23 protein-coding genes and 2 pseudogenes are annotated in these 23,420 nt (G+C 38.4%); 14 read left to right on the top strand and 11 right to left on the bottom strand.

What is annotated here, in order from left to right:
- The first annotated feature begins 17 nt into the window (after nucleotides 1–17).
- A pseudogene (locus tag ACFJIZ_RS10425) lies at nucleotides 18–706 on the top strand (NUDIX domain-containing protein).
- 99 nt (nucleotides 707–805) lie between these two features.
- Nucleotides 806–1,186, top strand: coding sequence for a T9SS type A sorting domain-containing protein (locus ACFJIZ_RS10420; RefSeq protein WP_379093283.1), 381 nt, complete (start codon nucleotides 806–808; stop codon nucleotides 1,184–1,186).
- 410 nt (nucleotides 1,187–1,596) lie between these two features.
- Here the strand turns inward: ACFJIZ_RS10420 and ACFJIZ_RS10415 are convergent.
- From ACFJIZ_RS10415 to ACFJIZ_RS10380, 8 genes and pseudogenes are all read right to left on the bottom strand, one after another.
- Nucleotides 1,597–2,449 (bottom strand): annotated as a pseudogene (locus tag ACFJIZ_RS10415) (N-acetylglucosamine kinase).
- A 285-nt stretch (nucleotides 2,450–2,734) separates the two neighbouring features.
- Entirely contained in the window at nucleotides 2,735–4,516 is a 1,782-nt protein-coding gene (locus tag ACFJIZ_RS10410) for a SusF/SusE family outer membrane protein (protein ID WP_379093280.1), read from the bottom strand.
- Nucleotides 4,517–4,524: 8 nt separating this feature from the next.
- Nucleotides 4,525–5,295 carry a hypothetical protein gene (locus ACFJIZ_RS10405; RefSeq protein WP_379093278.1) on the bottom strand — a complete coding sequence of 257 codons (771 nt, stop codon included), beginning with the start codon at nucleotides 5,293–5,295 and terminating at the stop codon, nucleotides 4,525–4,527.
- Between the two features lie 6 nt (nucleotides 5,296–5,301).
- On the bottom strand, nucleotides 5,302–5,799 hold the full coding sequence (locus ACFJIZ_RS10400) for a DUF5004 domain-containing protein (RefSeq protein WP_379093275.1): 498 nt from the start codon (nucleotides 5,797–5,799) through the stop codon (nucleotides 5,302–5,304).
- An 18-nt stretch (nucleotides 5,800–5,817) separates the two neighbouring features.
- Nucleotides 5,818–7,191: a RagB/SusD family nutrient uptake outer membrane protein gene (locus tag ACFJIZ_RS10395; RefSeq protein ID WP_379093272.1), complete on the bottom strand. Its 1,374-nt coding sequence runs from the start codon at nucleotides 7,189–7,191 to the stop codon at nucleotides 5,818–5,820.
- A 23-nt stretch (nucleotides 7,192–7,214) separates the two neighbouring features.
- Nucleotides 7,215–9,809 (bottom strand): SusC/RagA family TonB-linked outer membrane protein, encoded by a 2,595-nt coding sequence (locus tag ACFJIZ_RS10390; RefSeq protein ID WP_379093269.1) that lies wholly within the window; start codon nucleotides 9,807–9,809, stop codon nucleotides 7,215–7,217.
- Nucleotides 9,751–10,272 carry a carboxypeptidase-like regulatory domain-containing protein gene (locus ACFJIZ_RS10385; protein WP_379093266.1) on the bottom strand — a complete coding sequence of 174 codons (522 nt, stop codon included), beginning with the start codon at nucleotides 10,270–10,272 and terminating at the stop codon, nucleotides 9,751–9,753. The genes ACFJIZ_RS10390 and ACFJIZ_RS10385 overlap by 59 nt, the downstream gene beginning before the upstream one ends.
- 445 nt (nucleotides 10,273–10,717) lie before the next feature.
- Complete coding sequence (locus ACFJIZ_RS10380) at nucleotides 10,718–11,731, bottom strand: LacI family DNA-binding transcriptional regulator (protein ID WP_379093263.1); 1,014 nt, start codon at nucleotides 11,729–11,731, stop codon at nucleotides 10,718–10,720.
- A gap of 91 nt (nucleotides 11,732–11,822) precedes the next feature.
- On the opposite strand from ACFJIZ_RS10380, the gene ACFJIZ_RS10375 reads away from it, so the two are divergent.
- The 8 genes from ACFJIZ_RS10375 (at nucleotide 11,823) to ACFJIZ_RS10340 (ending at nucleotide 17,263) form a co-directional block, all read left to right on the top strand.
- Nucleotides 11,823–12,203 carry a hypothetical protein gene (locus tag ACFJIZ_RS10375; protein WP_379093260.1) on the top strand — a complete coding sequence of 127 codons (381 nt, stop codon included), beginning with the start codon at nucleotides 11,823–11,825 and terminating at the stop codon, nucleotides 12,201–12,203.
- Between the two features lie 34 nt (nucleotides 12,204–12,237).
- On the top strand, nucleotides 12,238–12,999 hold the full coding sequence (locus ACFJIZ_RS10370; RefSeq protein ID WP_379093257.1) for an alpha/beta hydrolase: 762 nt from the start codon (nucleotides 12,238–12,240) through the stop codon (nucleotides 12,997–12,999).
- Between the two features lie 115 nt (nucleotides 13,000–13,114).
- Nucleotides 13,115–13,519 (top strand): GxxExxY protein, encoded by a 405-nt coding sequence (locus ACFJIZ_RS10365; RefSeq protein ID WP_379093254.1) that lies wholly within the window; start codon nucleotides 13,115–13,117, stop codon nucleotides 13,517–13,519.
- Nucleotides 13,520–13,668: 149 nt separating this feature from the next.
- On the top strand, nucleotides 13,669–13,911 hold the full coding sequence (locus ACFJIZ_RS10360; RefSeq protein ID WP_379093251.1) for a beta-eliminating lyase-related protein: 243 nt from the start codon (nucleotides 13,669–13,671) through the stop codon (nucleotides 13,909–13,911).
- Nucleotides 13,865–14,695, top strand: coding sequence for a threonine aldolase family protein (locus ACFJIZ_RS10355; protein WP_379093248.1), 831 nt, complete (start codon nucleotides 13,865–13,867; stop codon nucleotides 14,693–14,695). The genes ACFJIZ_RS10360 and ACFJIZ_RS10355 overlap by 47 nt, the downstream gene beginning before the upstream one ends.
- Nucleotides 14,696–14,701: 6 nt before the next feature.
- A complete protein-coding gene (accC, locus tag ACFJIZ_RS10350) occupies nucleotides 14,702–16,201 on the top strand; it encodes an acetyl-CoA carboxylase biotin carboxylase subunit (RefSeq protein ID WP_379093245.1) in 1,500 nt (499 codons plus the stop codon).
- Nucleotides 16,202–16,789, top strand: a complete 588-nt coding sequence (locus tag ACFJIZ_RS10345; RefSeq protein ID WP_379093242.1) for a riboflavin synthase — start codon at nucleotides 16,202–16,204, stop codon at nucleotides 16,787–16,789.
- A 15-nt stretch (nucleotides 16,790–16,804) separates the two neighbouring features.
- Nucleotides 16,805–17,263, top strand: coding sequence for a DUF4268 domain-containing protein (locus tag ACFJIZ_RS10340; RefSeq protein ID WP_379093239.1), 459 nt, complete (start codon nucleotides 16,805–16,807; stop codon nucleotides 17,261–17,263).
- A gap of 86 nt (nucleotides 17,264–17,349) precedes the next feature.
- Here ACFJIZ_RS10340 and ACFJIZ_RS10335 read toward each other — a convergent pair whose 3' ends face one another.
- Entirely contained in the window at nucleotides 17,350–18,492 is a 1,143-nt protein-coding gene (locus ACFJIZ_RS10335; protein ID WP_379093236.1) for a tetratricopeptide repeat protein, read from the bottom strand.
- Nucleotides 18,493–18,640: 148 nt separating this feature from the next.
- On the opposite strand from ACFJIZ_RS10335, the gene ACFJIZ_RS10330 reads away from it, so the two are divergent.
- A complete protein-coding gene (locus tag ACFJIZ_RS10330; RefSeq protein ID WP_379093233.1) occupies nucleotides 18,641–18,940 on the top strand; it encodes a hypothetical protein in 300 nt (99 codons plus the stop codon).
- A 54-nt stretch (nucleotides 18,941–18,994) separates the two neighbouring features.
- Here the strand turns inward: ACFJIZ_RS10330 and ACFJIZ_RS10325 are convergent, their stop codons facing one another.
- Nucleotides 18,995–20,767, bottom strand: coding sequence for a histidine kinase N-terminal 7TM domain-containing protein (locus ACFJIZ_RS10325; RefSeq protein WP_379093230.1), 1,773 nt, complete (start codon nucleotides 20,765–20,767; stop codon nucleotides 18,995–18,997).
- 139 nt (nucleotides 20,768–20,906) lie between these two features.
- On the opposite strand from ACFJIZ_RS10325, the gene ACFJIZ_RS10320 reads away from it, so the two are divergent.
- Nucleotides 20,907–21,494 carry a porin family protein gene (locus tag ACFJIZ_RS10320; protein ID WP_379093227.1) on the top strand — a complete coding sequence of 196 codons (588 nt, stop codon included), beginning with the start codon at nucleotides 20,907–20,909 and terminating at the stop codon, nucleotides 21,492–21,494.
- A 387-nt stretch (nucleotides 21,495–21,881) separates the two neighbouring features.
- Here the strand turns inward: ACFJIZ_RS10320 and ACFJIZ_RS10315 are convergent, their stop codons facing one another.
- Nucleotides 21,882–22,805, bottom strand: a complete 924-nt coding sequence (locus ACFJIZ_RS10315; RefSeq protein WP_379093224.1) for a YihY/virulence factor BrkB family protein — start codon at nucleotides 22,803–22,805, stop codon at nucleotides 21,882–21,884.
- Nucleotides 22,806–22,975: 170 nt separating this feature from the next.
- Between ACFJIZ_RS10315 and ACFJIZ_RS10310 the strand changes: the two genes are divergently transcribed.
- Nucleotides 22,976–23,275, top strand: coding sequence for a glycoside hydrolase domain-containing protein (locus tag ACFJIZ_RS10310; RefSeq protein ID WP_379093221.1), 300 nt, complete (start codon nucleotides 22,976–22,978; stop codon nucleotides 23,273–23,275).
- Nucleotides 23,184–23,408, top strand: a complete 225-nt coding sequence (locus tag ACFJIZ_RS10305) for a glycoside hydrolase domain-containing protein (RefSeq protein ID WP_379093218.1) — start codon at nucleotides 23,184–23,186, stop codon at nucleotides 23,406–23,408. Before ACFJIZ_RS10310 ends, ACFJIZ_RS10305 begins: the two co-directional genes overlap by 92 nt.
- The last annotated feature ends 12 nt before the right edge of the window (nucleotides 23,409–23,420 follow it).

Below are 23,420 nucleotides of genomic sequence, written 5' to 3'. Positions count from 1 at the left end.
TATAAAACGAATTTGTCTTGAAAGAAGTATTACCTGTATTTAATTCGGCCGTTTCTATTGATTGTGTTTTGTTTGGCTTTGATGGTGGCGAACTAAAGATCTTATTGATAGAAAGAAATGAAGATCCATTTAAGGATTGGTGGGCATTGCCTGGTAACCTGGTTGGTGAAGAGGAAAGTGTAGACCAGTCTGCGTCTCGGATTTTGCACGAGCTAACTGGTTTAAGTGATGTGTACATGGAACAGTATTATACTTTTGGCGAAGTGAACCGACACCCACAAGGTAGGGTAATTACTGTGGCCTATTATGCCATGCTGCGGTTGGGTGGTGATAAAGCCCTGAAACCCTTGACTAATTATGCCAAAAAAGCACAATGGATCAATGTAAGCGAACTGCCTAAACTTGCTTTCGACCATCAGCATATTTTTGATAAAGGCTTGGAAAAAGTGAAACGGAGATCAAACATCTACCGATTGCTTTTGAGCTCTTGCCAGAGAAGTTTACCTTAACGCAAGTGCAGAATGTATACGAGCTGATCTTGGGCAAAAAGTTAGACAAACGGAATTTTAGAAAGAAAATCTTAAGTTTTGGAGTGTTAAAAGAACTTGACGAAAAGCAAAAAGGGGTTTCTTTTAGAGCGGCTACTTTGTATAAATTTGATAAGCGGAAATACGCCAAATTATTTAGTAAAGAGATTTCTTTTTAAGCAGAGAGACGGATTTAATTAAGAATAAAAAAAATATTATACATTTATTTAACTACTTTATTAGGGAAGTGTTATATTTACACTATTAACCAGATATTAATGGCAAAACTCTACAAATTAATTGTACTTATGATATGTTTAACTGCGATGAACAGTGTTGTTCAGGCGCAAGTAAGCAATAGTAGTACAATTTCTCCAAGTAGTAGAGAATTTACAGAAAGCCTTAATTTTACCAATTATCCTAATCCAGCAGTTTCTTATACCAACATTGCCTATAATTTGCCTACAAGAGCAAAGATCAATTTAAGGGTGGTTGATCTTACTGGAAAACAATTGGCCGTGTTAGTAAAACAAGAACAGCCCGCTGGTAAACAGGAGTATTATTGGGATTTGAAAAAGTACCGAATCTCTTCTGGTATGTACATCCTGATCCTTCAAATCGATAACAAAAGCTATAGCAGAAAAGTTATCGTTCAATAAGCTATTTAGTTTCTCTTCTTTTTTTGTCATTCTTAACGTAGTGAAGAATCTCCTTTATAAGTTGTTTAACTGCTCAATTGGTTAACTGTTTGTTGATAGGTCTTCGACTAGCTCAGACTGACATAGATTGGTTCATTGGTATCATTGGTATCATTGGTTCATTGGTCATTTGGGTTTGAGAAGTGAGTTGCTCAATTGTTTAACAGGTTAATTGTTCATTTCATAATTTTTACTTGTGTCACATTGAGCTCCCGCCTGCGGTAGGCAGGTGTCGAAATGTTTTGTCTATGGGTCTTCGATACTTCGGTAAACTCAGTATAAACTAAACTCAGACTGACATAGACTATTTGATCTATTAATCAAAAAAGCCTCGATCATTGATCAAGGCTTTTAAATATAGTATAAGGTTCTTATTTTTTGCTCAAGTGGTAATCTACCAGGTCGTCTATAGGTGAGCGGATCGATCTTACCAACACCCATTTCGTATCTATCGGCAACGATACTTAAAATGTCTCTGAAGCTGTAACCTACAGAACCCACACAGTTTAAGGCATAGTTTTTATAGTTAGGGTAGTGGATCACCAAGTTCTCAAAGAAAGCGGTAAAGGCATAATCTACCACACCAGTTGTATACTCTTCATAGCTGTCTTTAAAGTCGTAGATGAATTTACTGAAACTTGCACAGAAACGGTTAGGTAACGGTTTGTTATAGATATGGTCGAAGATGTCTTCGTTAGTCAAGGCATAATTGTCGTAAAAACTTTCTCTTAAACCTTTAGGCATGTAACCTTTCATGTAATCGGCCAAGATGCGTTTACCAATGTAACTTCCACTGCCTTCGTCCCCTAAGAAGTAACCCAAAGAATCGATGTTCAATGAAATGTCTTTGCCATCATATAAACAGGTATTTGTACCTGTACCCAAAATTGCGGCAAAGCCTTCGTTATCTCCCAATAGGGCACGGCAAGAAGCCAATAGATCGTGGCCAATGTTAACTTTAGCGTTAGGGAATACTTTTTCCATCGCGTCTGATACGATCTTTCTTTTTGCATCAGTAGAACAACCTGCGCCGTAATAATTTACTTCTGTTAGCTTTTCTGGTTCTAAATGGTCTGGTAAAGAACTTTTCAAAGAGTTTTCAATATAATCGCTATCAGAAAAATAAGGGTTGTATCCTTCAGTGTTAAAATGGATTTTTCTTCCTGCTTCATTGATTAAACACCAATTCGTCTTTGTTGATCCACCGTCTGCAATAACTATCATTTTTTTGGTTTGTTAAGTTATGTATTTAGTAAAAAGTCTACCAATATATGTGGGTTTTTTTGAAAAAAAAATTAAAATTCAGTTTTTTATTTCTTAACACTGGCTTTATATCAAACGTTTGAATTAGTGGTTGAAAAGGCATAATCCAATAAAGTGTACTTTATACACTAATAAGGCTTAATTAAGACCAATTTTAGCTTTGGTCTACCTCTCGAAACCAAAAAAATAAATCACAAAAAAAAGTCCTTAAAATTAATTAAGGACTTTAGTATTTTGATGGGATTTTTAATTTTTGGTAACTGTATAGGTTCTATTGTACTCATCTAAAGTAATGGTATAACTACCTGCCGTGCTAATGACCAGGTTGGCACCACCTTCAGAAATTACACCAGCTGTACCACCATAATTGTAGTCCCAACTTCCTTTGGTTACAATAAATTTAAACTCACCAGCTGTCATAGGAGTAGTTACTGTCCATTTGCCGTTTCCACTATAAGTCATGGCAGGTAGGTTTGCATTGCCAGCAGAATTGTCCCATCCACCAGTAGTAGCATTACCTACCAAGAATACAGTACCATCGGTAACCGAGTATTTTAGGTTTTTGATGTCTGTTCCATCCCAGATGATCCTGCGTAGGCCAGATGTACCTGTTGCTGGAATGTTTACTTCTCCATTTTCTACCATTACGCCATCGGCAGTACCTTTACCATAATCTCTGGCGCCAGCAATTGATCCATTGCCCCAATCGTTGAAATCTATAAATTTCCATTCTTGACCAGCGGTTAAGCTTACAAAGCCCATAAATTTATTGGTGCCCATAAAGTTTAGCCCTTGGCTTGGGAAAATGATAGAAGGGGTCCATCCAGCAGTTGTAGCACTTCCTACTGCCCCCATGCGGCCATGATCAGCCTGTACATAATATTTAAGGTTCTTTTGGTCAAAAGTTACACGGTAAACACCAGAAGCACCATAGTTTTCGATGTTCACTTCATTATCTACCACTGCATCGCCTGGGCTTCCAGGTTTCATGCCCCAATCTGACGAATTTAAACTACCTCCTGGCCATTGCTGTTGGTTTAGGAACTTCAGTCCGCCATTGCCTGCATTTAGTTTTACATAGATGTAATAAGTGCCCGGGTTTGCGGCATCAGGAATCATCTGTAAGGCACTTTCTGCTGTCCAGCCCGCTGGTGTATCACCACCTACCAAGAAAATCTTCACTTCTCTTGTAATGACAAGGTCGTTTACATAGTCGGCAGTTTTTTTGAAGTTACCAGAAGTGGCTTCTACTGTCCATTGTAGGGCAACGGGAGTAGCTTGATCTGTAAATCCGGCAGCACTTAGTTTATCACTGATATCTTTATAGCTAACGGCTAGGGCCGAATCCAATCCATTGTTGTTGGAAGTGTAGGTAAATAAAGGCGTAGCAAAATTACCGCCCTTTGCCACAAATTTAACCTGATATTTAACCAAGTTGGCGGCAACACCCGGAAATGATTTTTGCCATTTAAAGTTCATGAAATCTGTTGTAGAATTTGGGTTGATCACTACGGTATTGGCCGAAGAAACTGGTCCATACAACAAGAAGTTGGTTACACCATCGCCCATACGGGTAATGGCAATACTTAATGGGGTTGATGAAGTTACCTTTACATCGCCGTTGGTAGCTTGTACGGCCCAGATCAGGTCAACCTTTGTACCATCGGCAATTGATTTTGCTTTTAGGGCATCGTCCAATTGTTTTTGGGTAAGGGTTAAAGTAGTACTGGTACCTGCATTATCCGATGGAAATTCAATAAGGGGTGCATCTATCGACCCTGTTTTTAGTGCGGCAACAAATTTATAGGTAGGTTTTGTGTTTACGCCCGGCGTAGCTGCTGTCCAGCTAAAAGTAACCTTGTTGTTTGGTGTAGCAGAATTTAACACCAACATGGTATTGTTTACAGGCGCTGCAATGGCAAATGCACCTAAAGCTTCGCCTTTAGACACTTCATCGAACTCTGTTTTTTTACAACCAAAAGCAATTGCTACAATTGCCAATAGGGTATATAATATCTTGTTTTTCATTTTCGAGCTTAATTAAAGACGGTATAAACAACTTCGTTTACAGGGCCAGTTGTGGGTACATTGCCACCGTTGGCATCTTTAATGCTTCCTGTAAATTGATAGGTGAACTTATTGAGTTTGGTTCCAGCCGGAATGGTGATCAACCGCTCTGGAATAAAAGAATAAGAATAAAGAACTGTAGATTCTTTGGTGGCTACCAAAGCTGTTTGAGTGCCGATTACGGTTCCTTCACTATTGTAAAAGGTAAGGTTTACCTTTACATCGAACATCCTTTGTAGGTTTTGTTCTGTGGCCAAGTCTTGGTGGAAGTAGACCGTATTCATATCGGTAGCATCTAACTTGGCAGGAAAAATACGGAACTGCGATGGGATAAATACCAAAGGATCGAACTTGTAAGGTTTGAAATCTGGGGTCTGTTTAGAACCATCTTTGCTTTTGCCCAAGAAACCGAAGTTGATCAGCTCTGCAGGGCTTTGGCCAAATAGGGTAGTACCCGTAAACTTGAAGGTAAATTTGTTGGTGGCGATCTTGGTCATTTTTGCGGCATCAGAAGAGTTGCCCCATTGGCCATTTGTTAGACCGTCCTTGCCACCTCCAACGCCATCGTTAGAGAAGATCCAGATGTAAACATCGTCTTGGCCTGCCATTGGTGTACCTGTTACATCCAAAGTAAGGGTTACCTCATCTTCTGCGGTAAAGGTTGCTGGATTAAAGGTTACCTGCGCAAAAGCGAAAGCTACACTAAAGGTAAATATGATTGATAATATAAGTTTTTTCATGATGGATTATTTTTTAGTGAATTCATAGATATAACTCACGACAATTTTGCCATTTGCTTTTTTGATCTTTCTCAGGTAGAACTTTCCACTTTTTAAACCTGCGTAAGAACCCAAGGTTAGGTCAGCAGCAAGGTTCCCGTTCTTCAAAGTGATGATGGTGGGTGCCTTGGCATTGTCTACTACCCATGTTCCGCTGTTGAAATCGGATATCTTAGGGGAGTTGCCTGGGGTAATGGTAAATGTAGTGGGTGCACCAGAGGCATCGCCCTGTAAGGCAATCACCAGGTCTTTGTAGGCGTAGACATTGGTAATGTCTAACTGTTTGTAAGGAAAGCCTTTAGTTGTGGCATCCTGATCTACCTGTGTCACTTTTGTTAGGCCCCAAGTGCCCTGCATCTCTTTTAAAATATTGTCTTCGGTACCAATGGGTCCAAATTCTTCTGGCTTGCAACCCCATACCGAGATTACACATAAGGCCAAGATGATATATTTAATGTTGTTCATTTCTTATCAGATTTAATTTTAGTTACAACCACCCTCAACATTGCGTTGGAAATTGGTATTACTTGCCATTTCGCTTACCGGGAATTGTAGGATCAATCCTGGGCAATTCCAAACTGCACCACGTCTGTCGATGTTTTCGCCTTTGGCACCAATCCTTTTGATCTCGTATAAACGATCTCCCTCGGCTACCATCTCTATCAATCGCTCTGCACGTGCATTGGCTTTGATCAATGCGGCGGATGAATTGGTTGGGATAGATTTTGTACCAGCGTAAGCCCTGTTCAGGATGTCGTTGATATCGCCCACCGCAACATTGAGGTTGGTATTCAATTCTGCAGCAGATTCTGCCCTGATCAGTTTCATTTCTGTTAAATGCAATACAGGTACATTAAATCTTTCTTTATTGTATTTGGTAGTTACGATCTCGCCCGGATATTTTACAGTATTGAACCATGCTTTACGTACATCATTTGTAGTATTCACAAATGAATAAAAAGCAGGGGTAAACCTTAATGTTGGCAAATTAAAGTCAGAACGGAAGTTATCCCTTAAGCCACCACCAGTGCTGTAACTGCCATCGGTATTGATGATTTGAAAGATGGCTTCTGTACTTAGCCCTTCAGAGAATCTTTTGGTATAGTCTGATTCGAAAGTAAATTTTCCACTGCTTACCACCTGATTTGAATAGTTATAGGCATTGGCAAAATCGTTCATAGAAAAATAAACCCTTGCCAATAAAGCTTTAGCGGCCATTTTAGTTGGATAGCCAGGATTTACATCGTTTAGCTTGGTTTCAGCAATTTTGAGGTCGGTGATGACCTGGTCATACACTTGCTTCACTGTTGCTCTTGTTGCTGGATCTATAGCTGTAGTGGTTCTTAAAGGTACACCTAATTGGCTATTGTCTGCTGTAGTGCCATAAGGTTGTGCAAATAGGCGTACAGCTATAAAGTGGGCAAATGCACGTACAAATCTGGCCTGACCTTCTAGATCATCTCTTTTTGCAGCAGTTACACCTAGATTTTCGAGTACGGTATTGGCCCTATAATTGGCCTGATAGATATTGGTGTAGAAACCGTTTTTGTAATCGCCAAAAACAGAGGTCTTTCTATTGTAGATCTCTCCATAATCTCCACTTAACAGGTTACCTTGGATGTTATCTGCCATTAGTTCTGATAGGACCTGGTATTTTCCACCAAATGCATCACCACCACCTAAAATCTGGTAGGCCGAATTCATCACGGCAGCTACACCGGCCTCATCTTTTAAAGCTTCACCTTTGGTGATTACATTTAAGGGAGGTGCATCTAAAAATTTCTCACAACTGGTTATACCTGTAACAATAAGTAGGAAACAAACTCCTTTTGCTAATGATTTATAATTGATTTTCATTTTTCTGATTTTTAAGATGCGTACTAAAATGATGTTGAAAAGCCAAACGTTACTGATTTCTGTTGTGGCGTAGTTAAATAGGTCACATTAGGACTCATGTTTCTATCTTGTGGATTGTCAAAATCTCTGGCAATCTCTGGATCCCCGCCTGGATATTTGCTAAAGGTTAACAAGTTCATTCCTGTAGCAAAAACCTTTGCATTGCGCATGCCTATTCTTTTGGCAAAATCGGCAGGAAGATTGTAAGCCAGTGTCAACTCTCTCAACCTTGCAAATGATGCATCGTACAAGAACATGGTAGAGTTATAGTTCCACTCGCTTGATAGACCAGGATAGTTGTTAGAACTCATGGTTAAACGTGGGAATTTTGCAATATCACCAGGTTTTCTCCATCTATCTGCAATATCCGACCTGATGTTCCAATCGGTAACTACACCCAGTTGACGTTTGGCAGAACCATCATAGATGTTGCCACCAATGGCAAAGGTGAAGAGAGAAGTCAACTCAAAACCTTTGTAAGTAAAGGTATTGGTTAATCCACCTACATAATCTGGAATAACTTTGCCCACTGCAACGCGGTCATCTAAAGAGAAGGTCTTGGTCTGGTAACCATCTTTGTTCAACCAGATAGGAAGACCATCATTTGGATCTACACCATAATAACGTACCAAAAAGTTGGTACCCACTGGTTTGCCCAAAATGATACGGGTATCGTTTGTACCACCACCAATGGCATCGGCAGATAAATCGCCAATACTTACTACTTCGTTGTAGTTTTTAGAGATGTTAAAATTAGTGGTCCATTTAAAGTTTTTACCATTGATGTTAATGGTGTTTAAGCTCAATTCCAGACCTTCGTTTAGAATTTCGCCAACATTTTGATAAGCAAAACCAAAACCTGTTGATGGAGAGATACCACCATTGATCAATACATCGGTAGTTCTTTTGTTGTAATAAGCAAACTCACCTGATATACGGTTGTTAAAGAAACCAAATTCAATAGCCGCATCTATACTTTTCAACTGCTCCCAATGCAAATTAGGGTTTTCAACGTTTTGTGGACTTGTGGCAGGGTTGCCATTGTATGAACCACTGTTGCCAAATTTAGCATAGTATTCTCCTGGTGGAATGTTCGCATTACCGGTTATACCATAACTGGCTCTTAGTTTTAAGTTACTAATGGTTTTGTTGTTCTTTAAAAAGTCTTCTTGGCTAATGGTCCAGGCAGCAGAAGCAGCAGGGAAATAACCATATTTTTTGTTTGGTCCAAACTTAGATGAACCGTCTCTACGCATCAATAACTGTAGGTAGTATTTGTTATCATACGAATAGTTTACACGTCCGAATAAACTGGCAAATGTTGTTCTGTTCAATCCATTTACATAGTATAACGAATTGGTTGCTGCCATTGCTACCATACGCGCTTCTAAACCCGCCTCGTCTTTAGAATAAGGTGTATTGGCATCGCCACCAATACCATTCGGATAGCCATTTTGCTGAAAATTTTGAGTTTCGGCACCAGCTAGGATGGTAATTTTGCTTTTATCGAAATTGATATCGTAGTTGGCAGTACCTGTAAAGTTCCTATTTAAGATCTGGTTGTCCCAACGGTTTGCATAACCATTGGTATTACCCGTTAATTCTTTAGGTGAAAACTGGTCTTCCACAACATGGAGGTTGTCCATATTGGCAATACCTTTTAAGGTAAAGTTTTTGAAAGGTTTCAACTCTAAAGTAACACCAGCCAATAAACGTTGGTCTACACTTTTCCAATCCATATAGTTAATGGTACGGGCAGGGTTTGCACCATTAGACCAGTAAGTACCATCTGCATTAAATACCGGATAGATTGGTAGGGCGGTAGACATGGCATCACCAATACCACCACTCCATGCTGCGCTTACTCTTGTATTGGTACCTTTACTGTATCCAATATTGATATTGGCCGAAAAATAATTAGTTGGTTTCACATCAACGTTTGCCCTAACACCATATTTCTCGTAAGAGTTACCTTTTAAAAAGCTTTGGTTGTCACCATAATTGGCACTGATATATGTTTTTAATTTCTCTGTACCTTGGCTAAAAGACAATTGTTGGTCGTTTGATTTTCCAGTTTGTGTAACCAAGTCGAACCAATCTGTATTGTTCTGCTGTGCCTGTGCCCAGGTTAAACCCTGTGGCAAGGTAGCCAAACCAGTATTGCCATCATTTGTCCATGCTTCTTGGCGCAGTTGCAACCATTCTGGACCACTTACAAAATCAGGTTTGTTGGCATAAGTGCTTAAACCAAATTTAGTAGAGAAGTTAATGGTAGGTTTGCCCAATTTACCACGTTTGGTAGTTACTAAGATTACCCCATTTGCACCCCTTGACCCATAGATACCAGCAGCACCAGCATCTTTCAAGATTTCTACAGACTCGATATCATTGGCATTCATGGTGGCCAATGGATTTTGGTTCATTGCACCTCTGTTGCCACTTAAAAATGGGTCGGCAGTTACTGGTATCCCATCAATTACATATAAAGGATCACCACCAGCACTGATAGAACCGATACCTCTAACCCTGATCGACCGAACCACTACCTGCCAAACCACTACCTTGGGTAACCTGTACACCAGCAGCGCGCCCTTGTAAACTGGCTTCAAAACTTGGGGTAGGCAATGCTGTCAGTTTATCGCCAGCTACTCTGGCAATAGAGCCAGTTACCTCACGTTTGGTCTGGGTACCATAACCAACTACGATCAATTCGTCGAGGTTTTGAGATTCTGGTTTAAGGTTGAAGTTGAGCACCACATTTCCGGCGCCAACGGTAGCCGTTAATTTAGTAACTGTATAACCAAGAAACTTTGCGCTTATGGTATAAGTTCCGCTAGTTAGACCTGTGATTTTATAGTTTCCATCATTGTCTGTAACTGTGATTTTTTGAGTGCCCTCTACCTGTACCGTAGCACCAGGTATTGGGAGTTTTGACTCATCAACAATCTTACCAGAAATGCTTCCAGTTTGCGCATAAGTTGTCAATGTGCAGAGTGCAAAAAACATCAACATACAAAGCTTAATGGGGTAAAGTACTTTCATAGAAAAAGCCCGTTTTAAAGGTGAAATATTTGGTTATAATTAATTGTGTATTACACTATTGTAAATTTAGTGTAGCATATGAAAAATCAAAATTTTATGTCATATTTTTTTTAAAGGCCATATTTTATGAAGGTTAAAAGCCCAAAATGGCAAATTATTTATCGGTAAATAATTTATAAATATTTAATATTTAATTTTTAATTAATTGATTTACAGTTAATTGAAAACTAAAATAACCGAATAATGTGTAATTATTACACTAAGTTGTTTGGTAGACGTTTTTCGGGAACGTTTTCGGGAACGTTCCCGAAAAAATCAAAGTAAAATGAAAACATGTTGCAACATCAAATGCAAAATTCTGCGTGTTTTCGGAAAATCCGGTTTTTTTTTGAAAAAAAATGATCGGAATTTAACCTCAAAAAACAAGGCTAGGATAGCGCCGATTTTAGTGCTTTGCGGTCGACTCTCTTTGGAACAATTTGGAGTTCAAAACCACCTCACTTGCGGGATTGATATCGTTTGGATTTTCGAGCATTTTGAAGAGCAGTTCTGCGGCTGTTTTACCCAAGTCGGAAGCAGGTTGTGTTACCGTACTCAAGGCTGGATTTAACAAAGGGGCAATCTCTAAACTGGAGAAACCAATTACTTTCAAATCTCTTGGTATAGAGAGGTTAATGTCGTAACAGGCATAATAGGTGGCAAAGGCCAAACGCTCTACCGAGGTAAAAACGCCATCTGGTTTTAAAGTAGTAAAAGCATGCTTCAAAAGGTCGATGTTCTCTTTGTAGTTATTGGTACAATCGATGATCAATTCTTCCTTAAATGGAATTTTAAATTTCTTTAGCGCATCGATGTAACCTTGCATACGTGTTTTGCCAATAGATAGCGTTTTGTTTACCGCCAAATAAGCAATGCGTTTACAGCCTTGTTGGATCAAGTGTTTGGTGGCCGAAAAGCTACTTTCGTAATCATTGGTAATTACCCTTGGTGTAATGATGTCTTCGTAAACACGATCAAAAAATACCAAAGGCAACCTTTTTTTAGACAATTCGTTCAGGTAGTTGTGATCATTGGCCTCGCCAGATACCGACATGATGATCCCATCGGCCCTGCCATTGTGCAAGTGTTTGATAAAAGAGACTTCTTTCTCAAATTGATCGTTGGTAGCATAGATTAGGATATGATAACCTTTGGCACTGGCTACTCTTTCAATACCTTGAATGGCCAATGAAAAGTAGTTGTTGGCCAGCTCAGGTACAATAACCGCTATGGTCTTGCTTTTCTGTTCTCTTAAGTTACTGGCGTAATGGTTGGGTTGATAGTTCAATTGCTTGGCCATCGCCAGGATACGTTCTTTCGTAGCTGCGCTAATGTCACTGTTGTCTCTAAATGCTCTAGAAACGGTCGAAGTAGAAAGATGAAGGGCTTGTGCTAATTTCTTGATATTGACATTATCCATTCTACTGGCGGCAATTATATGGGTTTAATTTATTTGTGTGTAAATATAAATGATAAAAAAAGTAATTATTTCTATTTATTTGTTAAATGATTTGAAAATTATCTTTAAATCTGCCAATTGTAGCAAAATGATCAAAAGTATTTGTCTGTTTTTTGGATTTTGGATGATGTGCATCAATGTGGACGCACAGGTTAAGGTAAGGTTTGAACTGCAAAACATTCCTAAAAGTAAAGATGTGGTGCCTCAGTATTTTATTGCTGGTAATTTTAACAATTGGGCAGCAGGTGACAGTACTTTTAGATTTAAAAGGTCCGATGATGGCAGTTATTGGATAGAAAAACAATTTGAACCTGATGCTTACGAATTTAAGATGACCCGTGGCCATTGGGACAAAGTTGAAGCCACAGCAAATGGCCAAGCAATTGGCAATAGGGCGTTTCAACTAAAAAGGGATACGCTCGATCAAAATTAATGTAGCCAATTGGGCCGACGAATTTGCCAAACCATTGCCTAAGCATACCGCTTCTGTAAATGTACATGTAGTTGACAGTGCTTTTTCGATCCCACAATTGAATGCGAAAAGAAAGGTTTGGATCTATCTGCCGCCATCTTATGCCAGCTCGACGAAGAAATATCCTGTTTTATATATGCACGACGGACAAAACCTGTTTGATGAATTTACAGGTGGTTATGGAGAATGGGGTGTTGATGAATTATTGGATAGCCTCATTGCCAAAGGCGGAAAAGAATATATTGTGGTGGGTATTGACCATGGAGGAACAGAAAGATTAAAGGAATATAATCCTTATGATAGTCAATATGGTAAGGGAAAAGGCAAGGCTTATGTCGATTTTTTAGTCCACAACCTTAAGCCTTATATTGACCAGCATTACCGTACAAAAACCGATTATAAAAACACCTCAATTGCTGGAAGTTCTATGGGTGGTTTGATCTCTATGTATGCCATTGCTACTTATCCAAAGGTTTTTGGCAATGCAGGTATATTCTCTCCTGCTTTCTGGGTGGGCAAAGCCATTGAAACGGATTTGAAAAATGGAATAAAAGATCTAGCTGATCATCAAATCTATTTTGTAGCCGGAAACCTAGAAGGTAAAATGATAATGAACGATATGCAGAGTGCTTATCACATTTTAGATCCAAAGGGACAGAACAAAAACATCAAAGTGCTAGAAAAAGCTGATGGTAAACATAACGAGGCATTTTGGCGCAGGGAATTCCCTGCATTTTATCAGTTTATAAGTAATTGATGTTAAAAATATTAAGGCATTAAGAAAGATTAAGATCAATTTTTCTTAATTTCTTAACATTAAAAAATAGATGCTAATATCCTAGTTTTTTATCATAAAACGCAAACCATCTACCATGACAAAACAGGAAATTACCCAATTATCTTATGAAATTACAGGATGTGCAATTAAAGTCCATAAAGCTTTAGGTCCTGGGTTATTGGAAAGTGTTTATGAGAAATGTTTGAAACACGAATTGCTGAAAAATGGATTTGAAGTAAAGCAACAACTAATGATTCCTATCATATATGATAATTTGCAAATGGATATAGATCTTAGGGTTGACTTATTGGTGAATGACTTAGTAGTGGTTGAATTGAAGACAGTCGAATGTTTATTGCCTGTTCACGAAGCGCAGGTCATGACCTATATGAAACTATTAAAGGTGCCTCAGGGATTGCTTATCAATTTTTTTACTGATAATATTGTAAAGTCAATGAAACCATTCGTGAATGAATATTTTAGGTTTATGGAAGACTAGGTCAAACAAGAAGGACTGTTAAGGTGGTAAAAATTAGGTTAGATAAGAAATCACCAGCGAAACTTAATTACCTTAACTTCTTAATGTTAAAAAAGACAAGACGAAGGCATTGCAATTAATGTTAAAACAAAAGAATATTTTTTGAAAATATGGATAAAATAGACTTTAGAAGCGATACCGTTACCAAACCAACTGCTGGGATGCTCGATGCGATGATGAACGCAAAAGTTGGTGATGATGTTTTTGGGGAAGATGAAACGGTAAATACATTGGAAGAAAAATTGGCAGCCATGTTTAATACGGAGGCCGCTTTGTTCTGTCCATCAGGTACCATGAGCAACCAGATTGCCATTAAGTGTTTCACCCAACCTATGGACGAGGTCGATCTGTGACCAAACCGCACATGTATACCGTTACGAAGGAGGTGGTATTGCCTATAACGCTATGGCATCTGTCCGTTTGTTGAATGGCGAAAGAGGAATACTGACGCCAGAACTGATCGAACCTGAAATCAATGCAGACAATGTCCATTATCCAACCTCAAGTCTTGTCGTTTTAGAAAATACGGTCAACAAAGGTGGAGGAAAATGTTATCAACTTTCCCAGATAGAGCCAATCCATCATCTGTGTGCCATTAAGGGAATCAAACTTCATTTAGATGGAGCAAGGATATTCAACGCTTTGGTAGCTACGGGCGATAAGGCTGTCAATTATGGTAAATATTTTGATGGGATTTCTGTTTGTCTATCTAAAGGCCTAGGTGCACCAGTAGGTTCTGTATTGCTGAGCTCAAAAGCAACCATCAAAACAGCCAGAAGAATTAGAAAAGTTTTAGGTGGGGGAATGCGACAAGCAGGATTTCTGGCAGCTGCGGGTATTTACGCTTTAGACCATCATGTTAACCGTTTGGCAGACGACCATCAACATGCCAAAGCATTGGCAGAGGCTTTAGCCAAAACCAATTATGTAAGCGCTGTGCTCCCTGTTGAAACCAATATTGTACTTTTCGATGTCAGAAATGGGTTAAAATCAGATCAGGTGGTGAAGGCATTAGCTGCAAAAGGTATCCTTTGTAACAGTACATCAGACAAAACCATAAGGTTTGTAACACATTTAGACTTATCTTCGGCCCTGATTGATCGTGCCATAGAAACCATCTCTCACTTGAATTTATAACAACATATGCCTACTATCACTAAGATCTTAATTGCTAATCGTGGCGAAATTGCTTTACGTATTATGCGTTCTGCCAAAGAAATGGGAATCCAAACAGTTGCTGTTTTTTCAGAAGCTGATCGTACTGCCTTACATGTGCGTTATGCAGATGAAGCCATTTGTATCGGACCAGCCCCTTCTAACCAATCTTATTTGATCGGATCTAAGATCATCGAAGCTTGTAAGTTAACGGGTGCCCAAGCCATCCACCCTGGATATGGATTTTTATCGGAAAATGCTGCTTTTGCCAGAGAAGTAAAAGAAGCAGGTCTGATTTTGATTGGCCCTACCCCAGAAGCAATGGAAATTATGGGCAATAAGCTGTCGGCTAAGGCGGCGGCCTTAAAGTATAACATCCCAATGGTGCCTGGTACAGAAGAAGCCATTACAGATATCAACGAAGCCAAAGAACGAGCAGTTGAAGTTGGATTTCCGATTTTGATCAAAGCTGCTGCTGGTGGTGGTGGTAAAGGGATGCGTATCGTAGAAAAAGTAGCTGATTTTGAAGAGCAAATGCATTTGGCGGTAAGTGAAGCCACTTCTGCTTTTGGCGATGGTTCTGTATTTATCGAACGCTACGTAACCTCTCCAAGACACATCGAGATACAGGTTTTAGGCGATACGCATGGTAACATTGTACATTTATTCGAACGTGAATGTTCGGTACAACGCCGTCACCAAAAGGTGATTGAAGAAGCACCATCGTCGGTATTAACGCCAGAAATTAGAGAACGCATGGGCAAATGTGCGGTAGATGTAGCCAAATCGGTAAACTATGTAGGCGCAGGTACGGTAGAATTTATTTTGGATGAAAACCTGGATTTCTTTTTCTTGGAAATGAACACCCGTTTACAAGTTGAACACCCCGTAACAGAAATGATCACTGGCCTAGATCTGGTAAAAGAACAGATCAAGATAGCCAGAGGCGAAGCCTTGAGCTTTAAACAAGAAGCATTGAAAATCAATGGACATGCCATGGAATTAAGGGTGTATGCAGAAGATCCACTCAATAATTTCTTGCCAGATATAGGCACGTTACAAACTTATATTACGCCTAAGGGTAATGGTGTAAGGGTTGATGATGGTTTTGAAGAAGGAATGGAAATTCCAATCTATTATGATCCAATGATTGCCAAATTGATCACTTATGGCAAAGATAGGCAAGAAGCCATTGAAAGAATGATCAGGGCAATTGAAGAATATGACATTACAGGCATACAAACCACATTGAGCTTTGGTAAATTTGTAATGCAGCATCCTGCTTTTACTTCTGGTAAATTTGACACCCATTTTGTGGGCAAATATTTTAATGCAGACAGTTTAAAGGATGACAAGGAAGAAGAGGCCATGTTGGCAGCACTAAGTGTTGTGCTCTTGCTGCAAAAAGAAAAGGTGAAAATTGATGGAGTTGCGCAAAATACCCAAGCAGATAGCAACTGGAAAAGAAACAGAAAGAACTATATTTAGATGTTTACAGGAATAATAGAAACACTGGGCGAGGTAGCAAATATTGTTAAAGAAGGTAGCAATATCCATTTTACCATCAATTCTCAGCTCTGTGCAGAACTGAAGATCGACCAAAGTGTGGCCCATAATGGAGTTTGTTTAACGGTAGTGGCCTTAACCGACCATTCGCATACCGTTACCGCAATTGAAGAGACGCTTAACAAAAGTAGTTTGGGCAGTCTAAAAATTGGTAGTAAGGTTAACCTTGAGCGTTGCATGCAGATGAATGCCCGCTTAGATGGGCACATTGTGCAGGGCCATGTTGACCAAACGGCTACTTGTATCGTTATAAATGAATTGGATGGAAGTAGGGAATACCGCTTCAAGTACGATCCTGCTTTCGGCAATGTTACCGTAGAAAAGGGTTCAATCAGTGTAAATGGCATCAGTTTAACTGTGGTAAATTCTACTGTTGATGAGTTTTCGGTATTTATTATTCCCTATACGCTTGAGCATACCAATCTACATGAGGTAAAAGTTGGAGATACGGTTAACCTAGAGTTTGATATCATCGGTAAATACGTAGCCAGGTTAATGGGCAATAAATAAGCGTCACCACTGATCATGTACAGTAAAGAAGAAGCTTCCAAGCTCCGTCAACAGTTTTGGATCACCTTTGGTAGATACCTAAAGCCCATCCCATCGGCCGATGGGATGCCTATTAATTGGATCAACTACAAAACAGGGGTTAAAAACGTATTTTTTAGGATGAATGCTGAACAACATCAGGCAATAATTGCTATTGAACTTACCCACGGTGATGAAGAAACCAGAAACCAATATCTAGAACAGTTTAAGGCACTGAAATTGTTATTTGGAGCTGCGGTAAATGAAGAATGGGACTGGGAAGAAAGTACAAGCAATGAATTTGGTGTGCCAATGAGTAGGATTTCCAAGACCTTAAATGGTGTGAGTATTTATAATCAGCAGCATTGGCCCGAACTTATCTCCTTCCTCAAACCAAGGATCATTGCATTAGACCAATTTTGGGTAGATGTAAAACCTATCTTCGAAGATTTATAACTGATTTTATCAGACTGATATTGATCTGCAACTATTGGTCGAGATTTACAATTGTTGGTCGAGATTTGTAATCTCGACCCTTAATATTACTTTTTTAATTCAACAATTCTGTTTTTGGTATACTCGATCTGTTGCTTTTCTTTATCCGCATCAGGTTTGCCTTTTAGGTATAAATTGTAATAGGTCAAGGCATTTTTTACTTGTTTCAATTTGAGGTCGTAGACCAATGCTAAACGATAATATAAATTTGTACTAGGTCTATTAAAAGAAAGGCCCTTTTTATAGGCTGTAATGGCATTGGTAGGTTGGTCATTCGCTTCATAAATGGCACCAAGGGTAGCATAATAATTCACGGTATTTACGGAGATTCCTTCCTCAATGGTTTTTTTAGCATAAGTAGCTGCCAACTCATATTTTTTTTGCTCTCTATAGCAGAGTGTCATATAATATAAAGTAGCTTCGGTCTGTTTATCCATTTTTTCTAACATCTGATAGAGGAGGAGGCATTTTTGATAGTTCTTTAAAAAGAAATAAGCCTTGCCCACATCTTTAACCACATTGACTTCTACCTCGTTTTGTAATAGTTTTTCGCCAACAGCAATTACCTCATCGTATTTTTTGAGTTCGTTGGCAATAGGTAGTTGCGCCTCTAATAAAAAAAGATTACTTGTATCGGCCACAATAGCAGTTTTTAAGATGTCGTAAGCAGGTTGAAACAGACCCAACAGTTTGTAGGCTTGGGCAAGGTCGAAAGCCACAATAGGATCAGCTGCGTTTAAACGGTTGGCCCTATTGAGATAAGACACTTTGAGTTGCAGGCTATCCACGGTCAGGTCGGCCAATTGTTTATAAGCCTTAAAGTTGTTTGAATCTAATTGGATAATATTTTTTAGATAGTTTTTTGCTTTGGCATTTTGCCCTTTGCGCACACTGATGCTAGATAGACTAAATAATACGGGTAAATATGTTGGCTGTTGGGCATATATTTTAAGATAATTTTTTTCAGCTTCAGGTAATTTACCAGCCATTAAGTTGAAATAAGCAATCTGGTTCAATATTTTCACATCTTGGGTACCATCTGGATAAATGCCCTGTAGATATTGGGCAGCCTCTATATAACGTTGATTCTGATAGAAATCCAACAATTTTTCTGCATCTATGGTACGGGTTTGCGCACTAGCTGTTTGTAGTAAGAAAATGCTGATCAAGAAGAGGAAGATATTTTTCATAAGCACCAGTTTAAAAAAAACTAAATTATTAGTTATTGTGTTAAAATCCAAATTTGAAAAAGTAATTGTATTAGTTTTTCAAACTTTTTTGCTTCAAATTGGTTGTATAAGGTAACTAACATAGTTATACATTAATGAAATAGTGAATATGGATACTTTAAAGAAGTTTGAATTAATGGAAAAAATTGTGAGGGAATTAGAAGACCTCCAACACTCGCAACAGGCAATTATCCAAAAGATTGGAAAGATCGAAGTAGATAACATCGACCTTGGCGATAAAAAATTGGATAAAGACTTACCAGATATGCATCAGCGTGTAGCTGATAACTTAGATTCTATTGTAGATATCTTAGCCTATTTTGCCGACAAAACACAAAACTTTGGCAATAAAAATAATGTGGATGCCTTAAAAGAACAACAGGCCATTAACGAAGTTACAGGCCATTAATATCAAAAAGGGTTGGATATCATCCAGCCCTTTTTTGTACACAGTTGGGTGATATTACCCATACGCGTTAACCGTAGGTAGGGAGATACAAAACTTGGCGCCTTGTCCTACTTTACTTTCTACAAAAATATTCCCATCGTTGCGAGCCATAAAATCTTTACAGACAATTAGGCCCAAACCTGTACCTTTTTCGTTTGAAGTACCTCTGGTAGAGATGTTTTCGTCTTTAAATAGTTTGCTCAGCATATCTTCACTTATGCCAACACCATTATCTTTGATACATACCAACATGGTTGTGTTTTTCTGATAAGCAGCTGTGATGTGGATTTCGCAATTTTCATTACAAAATTTAATGGCATTGTTAAGGATATTTCTGATCACGATCTGTATCATTAACACATCTGCAAAAACCATTTCACCCGGAAAAACGTCATGGATGATCTGTATTTTTTTAAGATTTGCAGCAGGTAGATGGTAATTGATTTCGTTAATGATGAGATTTCTCAGGTTAAAAAACTCTTTTTTGATTCCAAATCCTTTCAATTGGCTTCTGGACCAGTGTAGGATGTTTTCCAGTAGGTCGGTGGTGTAGATGATATCTTTACTTAGGGTTGGAGATATGGTCTTAAACTCATCACTGGTAATCTGGTCGTTCGCAATCATCTTTAAAACTTCAGATAGGTTAACCAATGGTCCTCTTAGGTCGTGGGCAATAATAGAAAATATGCGGTCTTTTAACTGGTTTAATCTTTCCAGTTCAGTTGCTTGTTCGCGGGCACGGATGGCATCTTGTCTAAAATCTGTTAGGTCTTGTAGTTTAATGATGCTGAAATCACTGTTGATCTTGTTATCATTCAAAAAAAGGATATCCGCTTCCAAAAATAAGTTTTCATCATTCACAACAAGATTAAGCTCCATTTTTCCGGGTGCATGTGCATTGATCCTTTCAAAAAATGCTGGCTGATCAGGAAAGATATCTTCAAGCGCGGCGCCAATTAATTTTTTCCCCTTTTTAAGCTGAATGTACTTTTTTATGGATTTATTGTAGTCTATCACCCTGTTCTGTTGGTCAAGTACAAAGAAACCATCGCGCATCAATTCCAATACCTTCTCTCTGGCAATAGGGATAATGTCAAAAAGCTTAAAACGAAAAATGCCAATTAGGATTAAAAAACTAGTTACGATAAAGGCAAATGGCGTTACATCAACATGTCCCAATGGTCTGTAGCCCAATAGGTAACAAAAATTAGCAATCCAAGGAATAAATGCGGCCACAATAATACTATAATTCTGCTTTTTGTAGATAGGGTCTGACGTCCTGAATTTTGCCAGGATCAGGTAACAGCCACAAGCCAACAATAAATAGAAATAAACCGTAAAAAATTGATACCATAAACCAGTATCAATATCGGCCATAGGAAAAGGGCCACTGGTATCTACAGTTATGTTTTTATAATAGAGATGATGATACTGATTGGTCCATACCATTAATATGGTAATGATTGGAACAATGAGGAGCAAGGTAAGATTGAGCGGCTTTTTGTACCAGCAGTCTTTGCCACAAAAATGTAGGCAAAATAGAAACCAGTTTAAAGGTAATGTTGCAATGCCCAAATATTCGATGTTGATAAAGAACTTGATTGTTGATAATGAGCTACTTGCCAGCTCTAGACCGTAGGCAATAGACCAGATGGAATTAGAGAACATCATTAAACTAAACCACTGTACTGCCTTACCGCCTTTTCTGAAAATGTAATTGGAAAGAATAATAGTCGCTAATCCACATGCCAGTAAAATAATGGCATAGGCATTGTATGTAAAGTTCATTTAAGGGTCATGAATAATATCCAATGATGTTTTATTGAATTTCAATAGGAGATATTAAAACTACACAAATTGACTTTCAATTTAAAATATTATTAAATTTACATAAATAAATTATCTTACAAGTTTATAATATTTCGTTATGAGAAAAATCATCCTATCTATGTTGCTGATCAGTTCTAGCTGTTTAGCCTACAGTCAAGCGTTACCTACATTTCAACTTGGAGTAAAAGGAGGGGTAAACCTTTCTAAATTTAAGACGTCAAATACCTTTAGCAGTGATAACCAAGCGGGCTATTATGCAGGTTTATGGGCACGTATTGGTGGTGCAGGAATATACTTGCAGCCTGAGCTCTACTTATCTGGAAAAAACACCACTTTAGTAAACAGTGCTGGACAAGACAATAAAGTGAAATTTAAAAGCCTCGATATTCCGGTATTGGTAGGAACCAAATTTGGAGCGGCAGGTTTTGGTCTCCGGTTAAATACTGGTCCTGTGATTTCATTTAATTTGGACAATGAACAAAATTTCGGACAGGCTGCATCCGCTGCTTTTAAAGGCGATTTTAAGGATAAAGCCTTTGCTTGGCAATTTGGTGCGGGTGTAGATATTGGCAAATTGAGTGCCGACCTTAGGTATGAAACAGGCCTTTCTAAAATCAATTCAGATGGTTATCCAACAACAAAACTGAATTTATATACCCTTGGTATAGGCTTTAGGATATTTTAGTCAAACCATATTTTTAGATAGAGGAAAAATGGGTAAGTTTTTTGAGCTTATCCATTTTTTTTGGCTTTAAAATTGATATTGTTTTTGCATCCAACCCTAAACCTTATCACTATGAATATCAAAGAACTGTTGTTAAACGGACAAAGCTTTTTAGCGCTATTGAAAGAGTTTGCAATCGAGGCAAAAGACATCATTATTCAGGACGAAGAGATCTAACCTTGCTGACCAAAATTTAGCACAACGCGAGATCATAAAAGAGACAATTTGTATTGAAGGCAAAAATAAAGATGGCATCTTTAACTTTTTTGGCACCTTACATTGCAATTTGTTAAATAAATTGGCCGTTTTTGAAATGCAGGGTTTTGAGCAGGTTGGTTTACGCACCAATTAGTTCTTCTCTTTAACTATTTCTTTTAATTCGTATAAGAAAGCACCTTTGATAGGTCGTATTGGTCTTTTAGTGGAGTCGCTCAATACTTTTACAAAACAGGCGCCATAATAGAAGATAAACGAAGAATAAAATACAAAAAGCATGATCAAGATGATGGATCCTGAGGCACCATAAACATTACCTATGTTGCTTAAAGGTAGCATAATGCGTAAAATGTATTTGCCCAATGTAAATAATATCCCAGTTAAGAGACCACCTCTGATTGCGGTTTTCCAACTTGGTCTTCCATTGGTTAAAAACCTAAATAGAACGGCAAACCAAGTGGTTACAATAATCACAAAGAGCAATTGGTTCAAGATGGATAGAAAGATCTTTCCGAAGGTAGGAGAGGCCGTATTGATATAAGCGCCAATAAAAGCCTGGATACTATCTGTCAATAAACCTACAAAGAATAAAATACCCGCAAGTAGGATGATCACCATCGAACGTCCCCTGAGTTTGAGGTTGAATAAAATTCCAAGTTTTTCGTTTAAACCTATGCTCCAGATCTGGTCCATTGAGTTTTTGATCACCCCGAATAATGTGGTGGCCACAAAAATAAAAAATACAAAGCTCAAAATGGTTGCCCACCAGTTATAATCAATACCCCTGATATTACGTAACGTTAAGCGGATCTGTTCGGTACTGCTTTCATCTAAAATGCTCGACAATCGTTCAAACAATTGTCTGGCCATGATCTTACGGTCTACAAAAAAACCGAATAGCCTAATTAAAATGAGCAGGATTGGAGGAAGGGCGAAATTGGCAAAAAAAGCAGTAGCACCAGCTAAACGTAAAGGGTCGTTCTTTCTAAATAACTTGAATGCTATCCGTAGGTGTTTGAAGAAGATTTGAGATCTTTTTATTGTTTTAGCGTACATCTTTGCATTTTTCCCCAGTAGTCAAAAATAATAAATTTATATAAATAAATGGCTTTTTAGCAATTTATGTAGCATTTGACATAGGTAAAACCATATAATTGATGCTTTGTGTTAAACAATCAAGAAATAAATTAAATTTACATCTCAATAGTACTATAAAGCGCTGATCTATGAAATCTCTATGTTTAACTGTGCTCTTGCTGAGCTTGTTTGTCACGTCTAACCAGGCCCAAGAAATTAAGTTTACAACGGCAAAAAATAGCTGGAATGCTGATTCTTTAGGCAATCAAAGGGTATTGGTAAATTTTGTGGGTACTGGTAAAATTGCCAAGGCAACAATAGCGTGGAGAAGGAGTCAATCCAAATCCAGAAGAAAAGATGATCATTGTACAAGATGCCAAAACAGGTCAAAAAATCAATCACATCTTACCTTTATCCATCACCAAAGAAAATGGCCTGATCTGTTTTGAGCCAGAAAGCGGTACAGGTCAATACTATATCTATTATCAACCTTATAAAAACGAAGGCAGGTCAAACTACCCTAAAGGTGTTTATCCCAAACAAGAAAAGTTGACCAATTGGATCACTAAAAAAAGAAGCTGAGGCCACTCCTGT

The sequence above is a fragment of the Pedobacter sp. UC225_65 genome (assembly GCF_042698365.1).
In the GTDB taxonomy this organism is placed as follows: Bacteria; Bacteroidota; Bacteroidia; order Sphingobacteriales; family Sphingobacteriaceae; genus Pedobacter.
This window is presented reverse-complemented; position numbering and strand designations above follow the sequence as displayed.